Origin of the sequence: Yoonia maritima (assembly GCF_003003285.1) — a bacterium.
Lineage (GTDB): Bacteria > Pseudomonadota > Alphaproteobacteria > Rhodobacterales > Rhodobacteraceae > Yoonia > Yoonia maritima.
Genome location: NZ_PVTP01000001.1, coordinates 275,565 through 291,652, shown reverse-complemented (window position 1 = coordinate 291,652; position 16,088 = coordinate 275,565). Strand labels below are relative to the sequence as shown.

Genomic DNA, 16,088 nt, shown 5'->3' with positions numbered 1-16,088 from the left:
CGCGGGCGTCGTCAACTGGCAACAGCACGCAGACGCGCCACGCGGGCCGCAGACATGGCATTTACCTCTAGGCACGTGAACACATGAAGCGTGTTCATATCGTGATCAATCACCACATGATCGCCGACCCAACCGCCAAGCGACAGATATGATTTCAACAGCGCAGGCATCGGGGCAATCCCGCAGGCTGCGATATTTGCAAATGGGACGGCGTTTGGATCGCTCAGGACCGGGCGCAAAGCGGCCGGCCCTTGGTGGTTACGCGCAAGCCGGTGAAACACTGCGCCATATCGGCTTGGGTCTGTTCCTTCAAAACTTGTGCAACCAAAAAGCATTGAGATTCCCTCCGAATCCACAACGCGCGTTAACGCCCCCCAAAGCATCCGCAGCAAATCAGCATCTAAATCACCCGGCACCGTGCAGAAACGACCAATCTCAAGAAATGGTCCCGCGACATCCTTCCATCGCCGCAGGTCATAGTGTCGCGCGACATAGCCTTGGTTCATATCATGCCCTGTACGCGACACACGAAACCGCAGCGTCCCACGCAGCTGCCCACCCTCGTCAAGGATCATCAAATGTTGGAACAAGGGGTCCAGCGGTGCAACATCAACACCAGCGCGTCCGAAGAAACTCTGGTGCCGCAATCGCTGGCAAGCACGCAGGTCTTCATCCCCAGCAGCGAGCCGAGCCCTTAAACGCCCCTTTTCGAACGGAAATGTCATCATTGACTACCTTGGCGAACCTCTCGTGTCAGCTTAGGTTAGAAGATAAGAATGCAAAAGGATTATGAACCCGATGGACAAAATTGTGAAATCCGACGCCGAATGGCGTGAAGAACTATCCGATCTTGCCTATAAGGTGACACGCAAACATGGGACCGAACGGTCTGGTACGCATGACAATTTCCCCAAAGACCCAGGCACCTTCAACTGCGTGTGTTGTGGTGCCCCCCTATTTGATCAATCCGCCAAATTCGAAAGCGGCACCGGTTGGCCATCCTTTTACCAACCCATCAGCCCAGAGGCCGTAGGCGAAAGCGTTGACCGCAAGTTTTTCATGAAACGCACGGAAGTCCACTGCGCCCGCTGCGAAGCACACCTCGGCCACGTCTTCCCCGACGGACCACAGCCCACAGGGCTACGGTATTGCATGAACGGGGTTGCGATGACGTTTGAGGCGGATGGGTAAGCTAAAAGCCTACTCGAAACACCCCCATCCATAGTTCGCGGGGTTACTCCTAAACCTTGAATACCGATGATCATCGCTCCAAATGGGGCAACCATCGCCAGTACAGGTATCGTGCGCAGTATCGCTAACGAACATCCTAAGAGGTATCTCTAAATAGGATGATCTCGCCCCAAGTCCATCAAGCATGATCGGCAAGCAGCGCAAGTTCACATCAATTGCCGGTGTATCGTTTAGCCTAAGTATAATAGACGTTCTACTGAACGGAGAGCGTATGCTTTCCTCGGCCCACTCGTGTTCACGCGTATCAAATATGCGTCGGTCATACGAGTATAAGTCTGACTTACATGGGACCATGATCCATCACTATGTTGAACCGGCTCTTTACCAGCTGCTATGTCACCTGAGATCGGAAACTCTGTATCTGACTTGTGTAATGTCGCTACCCAAGTCCCACCTAAATTGGCTTGTCCAACTGGAGATACACATCCAAACAATTCAACAGCTAAGTCTAACGTGGGTGCCGGCGCTGATGAAATCGCTTCGTAAGCCTGCATTTCCTCGGGCGAACAGGCCACACTTGTCTGTGTTATTTCAACCCCGCGACGCAACGTTCTTACACATTTAGCCTGCGGTACTTCTTCCAGATCACCTCTTTCGATGTGAAACAGCCCGTCGGCATTGTGCATTCCGTAGGTCACATTTTGGAAATACGAAGAAATACGAAAGCCCGCTTCAGCGGGGCCTTGGCATTCAGGATGATCTGTTATGGCCTCATACCCAACATAGAACGCATTGGAAGAAGAAGGCTCAGTGATGCGCATTGCATTATCGGCAGCACTTAGAAATGGCGTACAAATAAGGCCAACAGCCCACAGATAGTTTCGCATAAATATCTCCTTCTAATAGGTGGCACATAGGTAAGCATCGCTGACATTTCAAGATTTCAGCCCACCTCATCACGCATCACCCACCCGCTTGCTCCGATAATCACACCGGCTCCGATCCACATCATTCCCGGTGGTGCGAATCCAAAAAATACGATCCCCAGCGCTACGTTGAGTGGCAGTTTCAGGTGATCAAACGGCTGTAGATACGCAGCATCCGCAACCATGTATGCCCGCGCCAGCAGGTATTGCGCCCCAGCGACGAGCAATCCCGCGAGCGCAACGAGCCATAGCGCCTCAGGGGTGACGGTAAAACCGCTGCCCATTGCGGCAAGCCCATTCACAGGCACCAGCAAGACCAGCAACGCGAGCGTGAGCGTTCCGGCGTTTTCGGTTTTAGTGAGTTCCTTGGTAACGAGTGATGAACCCGCCCAGAATGCCGCAGCAGCTACGGGCATGAGTGCGGCCCATTGAAACGCATCCTTCCAAGGCGCGAGGATGATGGCCCCACCAACGGCCCCAACCAACACAGCGATAACGCGCGACGCCGATAAGTGTTCCTTCAAGAACAACCCTGCCCCGAGTGTGACAAACAATGGCGAGGTCAGGATCAGCGCCACCGCCTGCCAAATTGGCACAACCGCCAGTCCGGCAACCCAAAACTGCACGCCGATTGCGGCCAAGACCACCCTAAGAAGATGCATCAATGGCCGATCACTGCGCCATGATGCGGTCCATACCATTGGCAGAACGGCGATACTGGCCAGCGCATATTGCCAAAATGCAATTGTTGCAGATGGAACGCCATAGACCATCCCAGCCCCTTGCACGGCAGTATTAGAACCGGCGAATAGCGCCCCCGCGATGACAAAATATAGCGGGCCAACAATGGCACCGCGGTTCATGGTTTTCATCTGGATCATCGCTTCTGTCCTTTCGTTTTGCGATTGACCCAAGGCAAAACAGGACAGATCGGGCGCGAAAACGCACCCGATTTGCTCCATTCTCTTTCATCCGGACTATGACCGTCGGCTCAGGCATCGCACCTGATCTGCTGACCAAGGGGAAAACCCTTGCGCTCGCGGGCTCGCCCATATGGACATACCGCCGGTGGGGAGTTTCGCCCCGCCCTGAGAACGTGCCGCCCAAAACAGAACGACCCCTGCGAGATAGGCAGAGGTCGTCTAAAGATCAAGAGAATGGTTTTACGAGACTACTCGTCGCCCAAGAACGCGCCCGCATCAACCCTGCCAAGCGCCCCAAGCAACTGTCCAATGACTGAAACGTCATTAATGCCGTCTTCGGTCACCCGGCGATCAAGCGCGACAACTTTACCATCTTGCAAAGTATAGCGCGCAACATCGCGGGTGACATTATTGCTATCAAAACGGAACGCAACCACCTGTCGGTCGACCTCTTTCGGGGCAAAAGCACCGTAGTGAACAAATTGACTAGAGGCATAGTAAACTGCGTTGGTGGTCAGCGCACCTTCTGACATTGGCGGACCGAATCGCGCGATAACGTCATCTTTGGTTGTCTGCCCGATCGCCACCTCTGTCAGGTCTTCGTTTGACGGTGCAAAGCCGTGAAATTTATCAATCTTGGTGCACGCCGAAGTGCCAGCCAAAAACAGCGCGACCCCGACAACACGTGTCGCGATTTTGATTTTACCGGTAGTCCTGCTCATGACAGCCCTCTTGCTTTGGCGTCTTATGCCTTTTATCCCCACTATATCACACCCCGCCACTGTTCAAGAATGGAAGCACCTTTGGCCCAATTGCCTACATCACACCTGCGTTTGGCAGACCTGACCACCCGCCGCGCAACTCAGTTTGATCTGGTCCCATCCGCTGATGAACGCAAAGCCGTTGCCGATGCGCTGGGAATCATTGGGATTAAGAAACTGCGCTTTGAAGGTGAACTGACCCCAATGGGCAAGTCAGACTGGTCACTGACTGCCAAAATTGGCGCGACAGTCGTACAAGAGTGCGTTGTTACTTTGGCCCCGGTCAGCACGCGTATCGATGAAGAGTTAAGTCGCCGGTACATGGCTGACCTACCCGACATTGACGCCGCCGAGGTCGAAATGCCTGACGATGACACGATCGACCCCCTGCCCGAGTCGGTTGATGTAGCGCAGGTCATGATTGAAGCCCTATCGCTTGCGTTACCAACCTATCCACGCAGTGAAGGCGCCGATCTGAACCAAACTGTATTTACAGAGCCCGGCACAAAACCAATGACCGATGACGACGCTAAACCCTTTGCCGGTTTAGGGGCACTAAAAGAAGCACTTGAAAACAAGGACAAATAATCGTCTAAGCTGCCACTAGGAAAAAAGGTTGCGCTAATACAAAATCGCAGTATGTTCGCGACCTCTTTTATATCTCTCTCGACAGGGCTGCCAGTTTGGCGTAGGACCCGCCGAGAATGCACGAAATCAGGGCCACCGGCCCACTATCATAGGGTTGAGACATGGCTGTCCAGCAGAATAAAGTATCCAAATCCCGCCGTAACAACCGGCGCTCGCACGACTCATTGGTCGCAGCGAACCCAAACGAATGTGACAACTGTGGTGAGCTGAAGCGCCCACACCACGTTTGCCCATCTTGCAACCACTACGCGACACGCGAAGTAATCGCAGACACAACAGAAATCGATCTGGACGAAGACGCAGCATAAGCTGCGTCGTAGGCACATTGATATGGCACAGAGCCTGACGGACACTAATCCTGTGATGGCTTCTGACGCATCTCATGTGCTGTCGGTTGACGCCATGGGTGGCGATAAAGGGCCTGCAACTGTCGTTGCGGGCCTTTCAAAGTTTCTTAACAAAAACCCTGATTCCCGCGCAATGTTGCATGGGCCCCAAGACACACTCGAAGCCCTCGTGCAAAAGCACAAAATTGCAGATCGTGTGACGATTTGCGCGGCAGACGATGTTGTGAATATGACCGACAAGCCAAGTCAGGCACTGCGCCATGGCAAGGCAACGTCAATGTGGTCTGCAATTGAAGCGGTGCGTGACCGCAAGGCCGCCGTCTGTATCAGCTGTGGAAACACCGGCGCGTTAATGGCAATGTCCATGCTACGCCTGCGCAAAGCAGAAGGTGTTAACCGCCCTGCTATCGCTTGCTTGTGGCCATCCCGAAATCCTGCTGGCTTTAACGTTATGTTAGATGCTGGCGCTGATATTCGCGCTGACCAAGACGATTTGCTGACTTACGCGCTCATGGGGGCGTCTTATGCGCGCAATGGTCTTCAAATTGCACGCCCGCGCGTTGGACTGCTTAACGTCGGCACCGAAGAACACAAAGGTCGCGCTGAGCTGAAAGTCGCGCATGAGATCATCGGCGAAGCAGCCGAAGCTGGTGAATACGACTACGTTGGTTTCGTCGAAGGCGGCGATCTGCCATCGGACAAAGTCGACGTTATCGTGACCGATGGGTTCACCGGAAACGTCGCTCTGAAAACAGGCGAAGGTACCGCGACGCTGATCTCTGAATTGCTGCGCGAAAGCCTTATGAAAACGCCTTTGTCCATATTAGGCGCTTTATTTGCACGTGGATCGCTAAAGCGGCTGCGTAAACGCATTGACCCCCGCCGCGTCAATGGTGGCGTGTTTTTGGGGTTGAACCAAACGGTCATTAAAAGCCACGGATCAGCCGATGCAACAGGCGTCGCCGCGGCGCTTCACTTGGCTTATCAGCTTGCACAAAGCGGTTTCTCAGACAAGCTGGCTGCTCGGGTTGCATCTGCGGCATCACTTGCCCAAGATACCCCCCAAGAAGCTGGCTCTGACAAACCAGGCACTAAAACAGGCTAATATCCATGACACGTCGCGCAGTCGTTAAGGGAATCGGGCATTATCTGCCGGAACGTATTGTCCCAAACTCTGAATTCGAAAAGACACTTGATACGTCTGACGAATGGATCAAAACCCGCTCTGGCATTGAACGCAGGCATTTTGCTGCCGAAGGTCAAACCACGTCGCAAATGGCAACCAGCGCCGCGAATGCAGCACTTGCAATGGCTAAAATGGACGCCGAAGATCTTGACGCGATCATCGTGGCGACATCAACGGCGGATATGACATTTCCGTCAGCAGCAACAATGGTGCAAAGCGCAATTGGCAACACATCAGGCTATGCGTTTGACGTTCAGGCCGTTTGCGCAGGATTTATCTATGCGCTGAGCAATGCAAACGCGCTGATTGCCTCCGGCCAAGCCGACCGCGTCTTGGTCATCGGCGCAGAAACATTTAGCCGGATTATGGATTGGACTGACCGTTCGACCTGCGTGCTCTTTGGTGACGGCGCAGGTGCCCTTATCCTTGAGGCGGAAACCGGCGACGGAACCAACAAAGACCGCGGCGTGTTGTCTGTCGATTTGAATTCAGACGGCCGTTACAAAGATTTGCTTTACGTCGACGGTGGCGTATCCACGCAGAACACTGGTGTCGTACGCATGGAAGGCCCGGAACTGTTCCGACACGCTGTCGAAAAGCTCGCGCAAACCGCTGATAGCGCGCTCGATAAAGTTGGTCTGACAGCCGATGATGTTGATTGGGTTGTACCCCATCAAGCAAACATTCGTATCATTCAAGCAACGGCGCGAAAGCTTGGCGTTGGGATGGATAGGGTGATCGTAACGGTGCAAGATCACGGAAACACGTCCGCGGCATCGATTCCCTTGGCGCTCTCTGTTGGTGTGTCAAACGGCCAGATTAAGCCCGGCGACCTTGTTGTAACTGAGGCAATCGGCGGTGGATTGGCCTGGGGATCGGTTGTATTGCGCTGGTAACTTACAAATGTGGGATTAAGCCTCATTGCCAAGCCCTTGTTATTGACTCTGAAATTAACGCACGCTTATGCTCAATAAATATTTTAGGGGAAGCGTAATGGTAGACAAAACACTAACTCGTATGGACCTTGCTGATGCTGTGCATTCACAGGTTGGACTGTCGCGCAATGACAGTGCAGATCTCGTTGAAAGCGTCCTGACGCATGTGTCGGACTCGCTCGTTTCAGGCGAAACCGTAAAAATTTCTTCATTCGGTACGTTTTCCGTGCGCGAAAAAGCTGCACGCGTCGGCCGCAACCCCAAAACGGGCGAGGAAGTTCCAATTCACCCTCGCCGCGTTCTGACATTCCGTCCATCGCATCTGATGAAGGACCGTGTCGCAGCAGGAAACAAGTCTTAACGTTATGGCCAAAGCCAAAGACGCCTTTCGTACGATCAGCGAAGTCGCTGATTGGCTTGATACCCCGACGCATGTGCTACGTTTCTGGGAGAGTAAGTTCTCTCAGATCAAGCCCGTAAAAGGGGCTGGTAGCCGGAGATATTACCGACCGTCCGACATGGAGTTATTAGGGGGTATCAAGCAATTGCTGCACGAAGATGGGATGACCATCAAAGGTGCTCAGAAATTGCTGCGTGAAAAGGGAATTAAGCACGTCGCGACCCTTGGTAAAACGCTTGTTCAAGCTCCGGACCCTACCCCGGCGCAGACCCAAGGTGTGGATTCCGCTTCTGACGTCGTACAAGATTCCCTGCTTTTGGATACCGCATCACCACCTCCTGCTTCGCAGCTGACGATCGACAGTCCACCACTGGCCGAAGAACTGCCTTTGGTTAATGCGCGTTTAGTGGGGGCGCGACTTGTCGATCCAGCCACGCTTCAAGACCGTGCAGCACAAATTGTGCCGCTTCTTGCCCGCCTTGAACAACTGCGCGAGCAGATGCACAAACAGTAGTCATGTCGTCGCTTTTCGGGCTTGCCCCCACAAACATTTCGGGTATGAAAGCGCCTAGTCGGGCTATAGCGCAGCCTGGTAGCGCGTCCGTCTGGGGGACGGAAGGTCGCAGGTTCGAGTCCTGCTAGCCCGACCAATCATAACCGCCCGCTTGCGTTTTGGCGCAGCGGGCGTTTTGTTATCCTTCTGGGGGCTAAAATGAAAACACCCGGCGTTCTTGCTGATCACCAAATCCGCGCGTTAATCGCGACTGACAATATCGGCGCAACGGCCCCTATTACTGATGCTCAAATTCAACCGGCATCACTGGACTTGCGTCTAGGGACGACAGCGTACCGCGTGCGTGCGTCATTTTTAGCCGGACGCACGCGGACTGTGAAAGATCGCCTTGCTGATTTCCAAATGCATGAAATCGACCTAACTGGCGGCGCTGTTCTAGAAAAAGGGTGCGTCTACGTTGTGCCCTTGATGGAAAACTTATCCTTGCCTCAAGGGATGACAGCTGCAGCCAGTGCGAAATCCTCTATTGGCCGTCTCGATTTGCTTACTCGGATTATCACCGATCATGGGGTCGAATTTGACCGTGTTCCTGATGGCTACAATGGCCCACTTTACGTCGAAATTTGCCCACGTTCGTTTTCGGTTGTCGCTCAACCCGGACAGATGCTGAATCAAATCATCTTTCGTCTAGGCAAAACACTGATGTCCGATGACGATCTGCGCCGACTGCATGCGCAAACGCCCATCGTGTCAGGTGATCCCGTAATTTCCGATGGTTTAGGTTTTTCTGTAGATCTTAAGCCAGAGCAAGGTAATCTTGTCGGATATCGCGCAAAGCCACACACAGGCGTTGTCGATTTGTCAAAACTTGATCACTACGACCCCGCTGACTTTTGGGAGCCAGTGTATACAGACGACGGCTGGATCATCTTGGACCCGGGCGCGTTCTATATCCTTGTGAGCCGCGAATCGATTGTGATTCCGCCGATGCAGGCCGCCGAAATGGCCCCGTATTTAGCGATGGTCGGCGAATTCCGTGTCCATTACGCAGGCTTCTTTGACCCTGGCTTTGGTTATGCCGACGCGGGAGGCGAAGGATCACGCGGTGTTCTAGAGGTCAGATGCCATGAGGCACCATTTGTGTTGGAACATGGACAGGTTGTAGGTCGGTTGGTGTACGAACATATGGCAGCAATGCCCGATGCGCTGTACGGTCGCGAAATTAAGTCAAATTATCAGGGCCAAGGCTTAAAGCTATCTAAGCACTTTAAATCTAACGCATAAAGCGGCGCATGATCCGCATACCTTTGCGTGCTTTTTGTATACTTTGGTTTGCAGATTGTGCGGATTTACGTTCGTCGGCGCTCATGTTTTCGGTGCGTTTCCCACGGTTCGCAGCCATTTTTATGCCACCATTCATGAGCATCCGCATCCCCATATTGATCAAGCGATTCATGTTCATTTTTAAAACCCACTATGTTCTACAGCCTTAATATAGCTCTCTTTGATAGTAATTCAAAGGCGCGTCATCACGCTGCGACAATCCCTTGGTCGTCATTTTCGTAAAACTGTACTTGATCGCGACCACAATCTTTTGCGCGGTAAAGCGCAAGATCGGCACGTTTTAACGAGGCTGCGACACCGGTGTCTGTTTCCAATAAAACGCTAACGCCGAATGACGCGGTTACACCGCACGGAAATGGACGACCGTCAGGCGCGTGCATCTCTAAAATCGCCTCTCTTATCCGTTGACACACTGCCGTCGCACCCGCGATTTGCGCCCCATCGACCAAAATAAGAAACTCTTCGCCCCCCCAACGCCCCAACGCATCATCACTGCGAATGAACGGGCGAATTTGTTGACATAGTGAGACTAGAACTTTGTCACCTACGTCGTGACCGTAGCTGTCATTAATCTTTTTAAAGTAGTCTATATCAAGTAGAATCACCCCAACACTACGCTGTTCGATCACAAACCGACGCCACAGAAAATTCAGATGAGATTGCGTGCCTTCGCGATTAAGTACACCGGTTAGCGCATCATGATGCGCGACATGAGCCATGTGCCTTTCAAGCATACGCCTATGGCTATCGCCTTTTTCTTGCATCCGACCAGAGTAAAGAACAATGGCTGTCATCGCACAGATGATAAGGCTTAGAACAGCCGCCTCGACCGGAAACGCACGCACTGGTGCATCCACGATACGGTAAATCACTAAGCCACCAAACCAAGGAAGAAAGCAGCTCGCACCAAATAGAAATCGCGTGCGCGCACCAATAGCATCGCCTATCAAAAACAGCCTCATTACGGGATGGTGCGCATATATCGTGAGGACTGCGAAACACGCGGGGATCAGTGCAACAAGCGTCGACAACGCGAGGTGCGTTTCAAGAAAATACACGTTGAAACTATGCTCCATAAAACTGAATAGGAGCGCAAACACCGCAAAAGCTGCAAAGGCGCCCCCTAACCCATTATTCTTTCCTGCCAACAACATTGAAAGCACCAGCGCCCCGAGCAGCAGCGTGGTGTCCGTACCCATTCGACTGTCTGCCACTGCTGACCAGTTGGAGAACAGCGCATGTAATTGATCCGGTAGAAACAGGTTCCACCCAAGTATTACGATCCCTGAAATAAGCAGCAACAACCGCCATAGAGGGCGTTTCTTCCCGAGACGAAACAATAATATCTCGAAAGACAGCAAAATAATCATCAAGGCTGTGACCGGATGCGTTCCTAAGGTCGCGCCGACACTACCCAACGACAGACGTACGTTAAACAAATTGAGGAGTAATCCGCTCACCCCAGCAGCCATCGACACTGCGGCTAATGGGGTGCGCAGCATATGCGCCTGCCGCACAAACGCAAAACGCGCACGGCTTGTAAGATGTGTTGAATCTGTTCTGTTCACGCGAGTCACCTTCGTTCCACGCAAACAAGTATTCAGCACATTGATGAACCAACATTTAAAGACTGATCAAAACAGTTCGGTTTGATCTTCTTCGTCGCTATCTGGATCGACTTCATCAGTATCCGTCAGCCCCACACTACCCGGCGGCGGGCGGTTTTCTAGCAAGCCAGCCGCGCGCAAGTCTTTTAGCCCTGGCAGATCACGTGCAGTTTCCAAACCGAAATGATCAAGAAACATTGGTGTTACAACAAATGTAACAGGCCGCCCCGGCGTCATGCGACGGCGTCCAAACCGAATCCATTCCATCTCGATCAGCTGATCAATTGTACCTCTACTGACACCGACACCGCGAATTTCTTCGATCTCGGCGCGGGTGACGGGCTGGTGATAGGCAACGATCGCCAGTGTTTCGATGGCAGCACGCGATAGTTTGCGTGTCTCAACCGTTTCCTTTTGCATTAGAAACCCAAGGTCCGGCGCGGTCCGAATTGCCCAAGCATTGTCGATCTTTACCAGATTGACACCACGGCCCTCGTAACGCTTTCGAAGATGCGCAATCGCCTCTGCCGGGTCACAGCCGTGTGGCATCCGCCCGATCAATTCCTGCACAGTCACAGGATCAGCCGTCGCAAACATGATCGCCTCTACCATACGTTCTTGTTCGCCCATTGGCGGCGCCTCAAACAGGCTGTCGTTCTCGGGCTTACTCATCACGTGGGGCCTTTTTACGAATTTGAATTGGGGCAAAGGTATCGCCTTGCCGAATTTCGATCTTACCTTCTTTGGCAAGCTCAAGGCTGGCGGCAAATGTCGCGGCGGTCGTCGATCGGCGGCGTTGTGGGTCAGCATCCCAGCCATCCGGCAAGTAGCTAGATATTTCGGTCCAATCACCTGCAAAGCCAATGAGATGGCGCATACGTTCCAACGCTTGTTCCATCGTCATAACGTGCTGACGGTCCATCACAAATGGTCGGAAATCATCGCGTGTCCGGATACGCGCATAGCCCTGCATCAGATCCAACAACGTCGCGGTATAGCTCACGCGCCGCACGCGCTGGACGTCTTCTGTAATCCCGCGCGCAAAAAAGTCGCGACCCAGCTGGTCACGCGCCATTAGCTTGGCCGCGGATTCCCGCATGGCCTGCAATCGCTCGAGCTGGAACGCGAGGTGCGCAGCAAGCTCTTCACCTGACGGCCCCTCTTCTTTGGGGTCAGGCGGCAACAGCAGGCGCGATTTTAGAAACGCAAGCCAAGCCGCCATCACCAGATAATCGGCAGCTAATTCCAACCGCAACTGCTTAGCCTTTTCAACAAAGGCCAAATATTGCCGCGCCAGTGCAAGAATGGAAATCTGCCTTAAGTCGACCTTTTGGGTGCGTGACAGCGTCAGCAGCAAATCAAGCGGGCCTTCAAACGCGCCAACGTCAACGATCAACGCCTCAGCGGCGACCCGTTCGCTAACGCTCAGCTTATCGTCTTGAAGGTCTAAATCTTGCTGCATCTCTACTCACGCTAAAAGCGCTTCAAGTTCGGCCTCCAGCGCCGCGATGTCAACAATTTCGGGCGGCTTGCGTAACGAAAGGGCGAAATCCGCGCGTTTTTGTGCGGCCTTTGTCATGTTGCCAGCGGCTGCGGCCACCAACTGCATCTCTGCAGCGTCGCCATTGCAGTGCAAAACAACGTCACAGCCCGCTGCAATCGACGCAGAGGCACGGTCAGCAACCGTTCCCGACAATGCCTCCATCGACAAATCATCTGTCATCAAAAGCCCATCGAATCCGATGTCGTTACGAATGACCTTGATCATAGCGGGTGACGTGGTTGCCGGGCCATTTGAATCAATCGCGGTAAAGACAATATGTGCGCTCATCCCCATTGGTAGATCATTCAGCGCTTTGAATGGTGCAAAATCTTTGACGTTCAGCTCTTCTCGCGTCGCGGTGACAGTCGGTAGGTTGAGATGGCTATCCACCGCCGCCCGCCCGTGCCCCGGAATGTGTTTCAAAACGGGCAAAACGCCACCATGAATATGCGCATCAGCACAAACGCGTGCGGCAGCCACTACAGTTTCAACGTCACGCCCATACAGGCGATTTTGCAGAAACGGATGCGTGCTGTCTTCGGCAATGTCAGCCAAGGGCGCGCAGCTCACGTCTATCCCAACACGATGTAGATCATCTGCAATCAGGCGATTCCGTATCCAGTGGGCACGCAGCGGATCACTTGCGCGTTCCATCTGATCCAGCGCTGGTAGAAACTCGCGCCAATGCGGGCGGCGCATTCGTTGAACGCGTCCCCCTTCTTGGTCGATCAAGATCGGTGCCTCGCGGCCCACTGCGTCACGCAGATCACATGTCAAACGACGCAGCTGTTCTGGATTTTCGATGTTTCGCGCGAATAGAATAAAGCCAAGCGGCTGAACATCACGGAAAAAGTCGCATTCAAAGGCGGTGATTTTGGGCCCTTCTGGCCCAAAAATCGAAGCATTCATGACCACTTAGTTAACCACGACCGCGATGCAGTCAGCGCCTTCAGCTTCTAGAGCCGCACAAAAACGACGTGCTTCTGCACGATCTGCGAAACCGCTAGCGCGAAGGCGGTACCATGTGCCACTGGATTGATCGCTTACTTGGATAACGCGGTCTTTGCCGTCGATCAGCGTGTCAAAGCGCCCCTCGATCAACGCCCACTGGGTCGCAGCCAGTTCAGGCGACGGGAAAGCACCAAGCTGCACAAGGTTCGTGCCTGCTGCAAAGTTTGTTGTGCTAACAGCCACCTCGTCCGAATTCGTCGCGGCTGGCGCAGCGGGAACCGGTGCCGATGCTGCCACCACGCGCAGGCTTGCTGGACGAATGATTGGACGCAAAGAACGAGATACACCAGGAACAGCGGCGGAAATCGTATCCGCTGTTGTTGTTTCTTCATCGATAATCGGGTCGGCACCAGCTGCGATTTGATCAGCCAGCGCAAGAATTTCGTCGACTTCCATTGTCGCCAGTTCAGGTACGTCGGCGCTCGCCAATGTAGCGGATGGATCGGCAACAGCTGCAGTTGCACGCATTTCGCCTGCTTCGGCCACGGGCTGCGCGTCCAAATCCTCTTGGGCTAGGCCAGATGTCGTTGGGGCAAGAACCAGACGGTCTTCTGGGCCGCCTACTTCGCCCAATGCGGCAACTTCGTTCACTGAAAGACCAGTGTGCGACGCAACAGCGCCCCCCGGATTGTCAGGCAGCACGCGCATTTCACCTTCCATGGCGCGCACAACGGGGATCCCGCTGACGTCGCGCATAATCAGCTTATAGCCCCAAAAACTGACCCCAAGGATCAGCGCCAAGGACAGGCCAGCGCCTGCAAAATTCATCATGTTATTGGTGCGCGATACGTCACCCGATGGAGCGAACCCCTCGTTATAAACTGCCATCTCTGCCTCACTGCCCGCGCCTTTTTGGCTTATGGGTCCGTTAAATCAGCTCAATCCGGCAGCCTGTGCGTTAGCGCATCTCTTCCGCCGGAGTGACCCCAAGAATACCCAATCCGTGCGAAATAACAATCGCTACGGACCTGATAAGGGCGATTTTCGCCTGTGTTGTGTCTGAGTCACTCTCTTGCACAAAGCGTAGCGCAGTTTCGTCGTTGCCACGATTGTACAAGGCGTGAAAATCAGACGCCAAGTCATAGAGGTAAAACGCGATCCGGTGCGGCTCATGTCCTTTGGCCGCGATTTCAACCAAACGCGGCCATTCAGCAAGCTTCTTGATCACGTTCAATTCTGCATCGTGGGTCAGCCCGGACAGGTCCACGCCTGCCAATGTTGCATCATCGACCTTCGCAAATGCGCTTGCCTTGGTCACTGCAGAATTCACCCGCGCATATGCATAGTTCACATAGAACACTGGGTTATCTTTGGATTGCTCAAGAACTTTGTCGAAATCGAAATCAAGCGGCGCGTCGTTTTTCCGCGTCAGCATGTGGAACCGGGTCACGTCTGGACCAACCTGATCAACAACATCGCGCAGGGTCACAAAGGTCCCTGCCCGCTTTGACATTTTGAACGGCTCGCCATTTTTATACAGCTTCACCAATTGGGTCAGCTTAATATCAAGCGGCACTTTACCGTCGGACAGCGCGGAAACTGCGGCCTTCATCCGTTTGACGTAACCACCGTGGTCGGCACCAAAGACATCGATCAGCTGATCAAAGCCGCGCTGCACCTTGTCATAGTGGTAGGCAATATCAGGCGCAAAATAGGTCCATGAACCATCAGATTTTTGTACGGGCCGATCCACGTCATCGCCATGCTCTGTCGATTTGAACAGTGTCTGTTCGCGTGGTTCCCAATCTTCGGGCATTTTGCCCTTTGGTGGCTCAAGCACACCGCGATAGATCAGCCCCTTTGCGTCCAATTCAGCAATCGCCTTTTCAATCAAGCCAGTGCCATAAAGCGACTTTTCGGAAAAGAAGTTATCCATTGTGACGTTCAGCTGCGCCAGATCTTCGCGGATCAGGTCCATCATCGCTGCGGTCGCAAATTCACGGATTTCCTCAAGCCAGAACTGCTCGCCTTTGTCGATGAACTTGTCACCGACTTTTTCTTTCAACGCCTCACCCACTGGAATCAGATAATCGCCGGGGTATGTGCCATCGGGGAATTCAACATCCTGACCGTGGGCTTGCAAATACCGCAGGTACACAGACCGTGCGAGAACGTCGACCTGCGCGCCGCCATCGTTGATGTAGTATTCTTTGGTAACGTCATAGCCCGCATAATCCAGCAACCGCGCCAGCGCATCGCCAAATACAGCGCCCCGTGTGTGACCAACGTGCAGTGGACCTGTTGGGTTGGCGGATACGTATTCGACCATCATCTTTTGGCCCTGCCCCAAAGACGATTGACCATAAGTTGGATCGGTCAGCGCTGTTTTCACAACACCCTGCCAAACGCTCGGGTCCAGACGCATGTTCAAGAAACCCGGGCCTGCGACCTCGGCCACTGTGATCATCGGATCAGTCAGCAATTTCGCTGCCAGCGCATCCGCGATTGCGCGCGGGTTCATCTTTGCTGGCTTTGCCAAAACCATCGCCGCATTGGTTGCCATATCACCATGTGCCGGATCGCGAGGAGGCTCGACCGCGACAGCAGCAGTGGACAGACCTTCGGGCAATGTGCCCTCGGTCACCATCTGATCAAGGCAAGCAATCACACGGGTACGAATATCAGCAAAAAGGTTCATAGCAGTCCTTTGGTCCCATTTGGGACGGAAACAGAGTTTCTGCGGGTTTAACATCGTAACCGGCAGCGTCAATGCAAGCAAAACCTGTCACGGGCTGGCTAGCTTACAAAATAG

19 protein-coding genes, 1 tRNA gene and 1 riboswitch are annotated in these 16,088 nt (G+C 53.5%); of the genes, 9 read left to right on the top strand and 11 right to left on the bottom strand.

Annotated elements, in window-relative coordinates:
• Positions 1–11: 11 nt before the first annotated feature.
• On the bottom strand, positions 12–728 hold the full coding sequence (locus CLV80_RS01480; protein WP_243394345.1) for a GNAT family N-acyltransferase: 717 nt from the start codon (positions 726–728) through the stop codon (positions 12–14).
• A gap of 70 nt (positions 729–798) precedes the next feature.
• On the opposite strand from CLV80_RS01480, the gene msrB reads away from it, so the two are divergent.
• Positions 799–1,191 (top strand): peptide-methionine (R)-S-oxide reductase MsrB, encoded by a 393-nt coding sequence (gene msrB / locus CLV80_RS01475; protein ID WP_207766464.1) that lies wholly within the window; start codon positions 799–801, stop codon positions 1,189–1,191.
• A 230-nt stretch (positions 1,192–1,421) separates the two neighbouring features.
• Here the strand turns inward: msrB and CLV80_RS01470 are convergent, their stop codons facing one another.
• The 3 genes from CLV80_RS01470 to bamE all read right to left on the bottom strand — a co-directional run bounded on the left by CLV80_RS01470 (position 1,422) and on the right by bamE (position 3,762).
• Complete coding sequence (locus CLV80_RS01470; RefSeq protein ID WP_106354009.1) at positions 1,422–2,078, bottom strand: hypothetical protein; 657 nt, start codon at positions 2,076–2,078, stop codon at positions 1,422–1,424.
• Between the two features lie 56 nt (positions 2,079–2,134).
• Positions 2,135–2,998 carry a DMT family transporter gene (locus CLV80_RS01465; RefSeq protein WP_243394344.1) on the bottom strand — a complete coding sequence of 288 codons (864 nt, stop codon included), beginning with the start codon at positions 2,996–2,998 and terminating at the stop codon, positions 2,135–2,137.
• A gap of 75 nt (positions 2,999–3,073) precedes the next feature.
• Positions 3,074–3,217: riboswitch (FMN riboswitch) on the bottom strand.
• Between the two features lie 71 nt (positions 3,218–3,288).
• Positions 3,289–3,762, bottom strand: a complete 474-nt coding sequence (bamE, locus tag CLV80_RS01460; RefSeq protein WP_106354006.1) for an outer membrane protein assembly factor BamE domain-containing protein — start codon at positions 3,760–3,762, stop codon at positions 3,289–3,291.
• Positions 3,763–3,843: 81 nt separating this feature from the next.
• Between bamE and CLV80_RS01455 the strand changes: the two genes are divergently transcribed.
• The 8 genes from CLV80_RS01455 (at position 3,844) to CLV80_RS01420 (ending at position 9,115) form a co-directional block, all read left to right on the top strand.
• Positions 3,844–4,389, top strand: coding sequence for a YceD family protein (locus CLV80_RS01455; RefSeq protein WP_243394342.1), 546 nt, complete (start codon positions 3,844–3,846; stop codon positions 4,387–4,389).
• A gap of 161 nt (positions 4,390–4,550) precedes the next feature.
• A complete protein-coding gene (gene rpmF, locus CLV80_RS01450) occupies positions 4,551–4,757 on the top strand; it encodes a 50S ribosomal protein L32 (protein ID WP_106354002.1) in 207 nt (68 codons plus the stop codon).
• 22 nt (positions 4,758–4,779) lie between these two features.
• Positions 4,780–5,901, top strand: a complete 1,122-nt coding sequence (gene plsX / locus CLV80_RS01445) for a phosphate acyltransferase PlsX (RefSeq protein WP_106354000.1) — start codon at positions 4,780–4,782, stop codon at positions 5,899–5,901.
• Between the two features lie 5 nt (positions 5,902–5,906).
• Entirely contained in the window at positions 5,907–6,878 is a 972-nt protein-coding gene (locus CLV80_RS01440; protein WP_106353997.1) for a beta-ketoacyl-ACP synthase III, read from the top strand.
• A gap of 97 nt (positions 6,879–6,975) precedes the next feature.
• The gene (gene ihfA / locus CLV80_RS01435) at positions 6,976–7,278 is read left to right on the top strand and encodes an integration host factor subunit alpha (RefSeq protein ID WP_106353995.1); all 303 of its coding nucleotides are present in this window, start codon (positions 6,976–6,978) and stop codon (positions 7,276–7,278) included.
• 4 nt (positions 7,279–7,282) lie between these two features.
• Entirely contained in the window at positions 7,283–7,831 is a 549-nt protein-coding gene (locus CLV80_RS01430; RefSeq protein WP_106353993.1) for a MerR family transcriptional regulator, read from the top strand.
• A 59-nt stretch (positions 7,832–7,890) separates the two neighbouring features.
• Positions 7,891–7,967 (top strand) — tRNA-Pro (locus CLV80_RS01425).
• A gap of 62 nt (positions 7,968–8,029) precedes the next feature.
• The gene (locus CLV80_RS01420; RefSeq protein WP_106353991.1) at positions 8,030–9,115 is read left to right on the top strand and encodes a 2'-deoxycytidine 5'-triphosphate deaminase; all 1,086 of its coding nucleotides are present in this window, start codon (positions 8,030–8,032) and stop codon (positions 9,113–9,115) included.
• Here CLV80_RS01420 and CLV80_RS01415 read toward each other — a convergent pair.
• The 7 genes from CLV80_RS01415 to argS form a co-directional block, all read right to left on the bottom strand.
• Complete coding sequence (locus CLV80_RS01415; RefSeq protein ID WP_106353989.1) at positions 9,105–9,293, bottom strand: hypothetical protein; 189 nt, start codon at positions 9,291–9,293, stop codon at positions 9,105–9,107. The two genes, CLV80_RS01420 and CLV80_RS01415, sit on opposite strands and share 11 nt — an antisense overlap.
• A gap of 67 nt (positions 9,294–9,360) precedes the next feature.
• A complete protein-coding gene (locus CLV80_RS01410) occupies positions 9,361–10,743 on the bottom strand; it encodes a GGDEF domain-containing protein (protein ID WP_106353987.1) in 1,383 nt (460 codons plus the stop codon).
• 66 nt (positions 10,744–10,809) lie between these two features.
• Positions 10,810–11,454: an SMC-Scp complex subunit ScpB gene (gene scpB, locus CLV80_RS01405; protein WP_106353985.1), complete on the bottom strand. Its 645-nt coding sequence runs from the start codon at positions 11,452–11,454 to the stop codon at positions 10,810–10,812.
• Positions 11,447–12,244, bottom strand: coding sequence for a segregation and condensation protein A (locus tag CLV80_RS01400; RefSeq protein WP_106353983.1), 798 nt, complete (start codon positions 12,242–12,244; stop codon positions 11,447–11,449). The genes scpB and CLV80_RS01400 overlap by 8 nt, the downstream gene beginning before the upstream one ends.
• Positions 12,245–12,250: 6 nt before the next feature.
• Entirely contained in the window at positions 12,251–13,234 is a 984-nt protein-coding gene (locus CLV80_RS01395) for a glycoside hydrolase family 3 N-terminal domain-containing protein (RefSeq protein ID WP_106354423.1), read from the bottom strand.
• A gap of 6 nt (positions 13,235–13,240) precedes the next feature.
• The gene (locus tag CLV80_RS01390; protein WP_106353981.1) at positions 13,241–14,164 is read right to left on the bottom strand and encodes an SPOR domain-containing protein; all 924 of its coding nucleotides are present in this window, start codon (positions 14,162–14,164) and stop codon (positions 13,241–13,243) included.
• Positions 14,165–14,234: 70 nt separating this feature from the next.
• Complete coding sequence (gene argS, locus CLV80_RS01385) at positions 14,235–15,974, bottom strand: arginine--tRNA ligase (RefSeq protein ID WP_106353979.1); 1,740 nt, start codon at positions 15,972–15,974, stop codon at positions 14,235–14,237.
• Between the last annotated feature and the right edge of the window lie 114 nt (positions 15,975–16,088).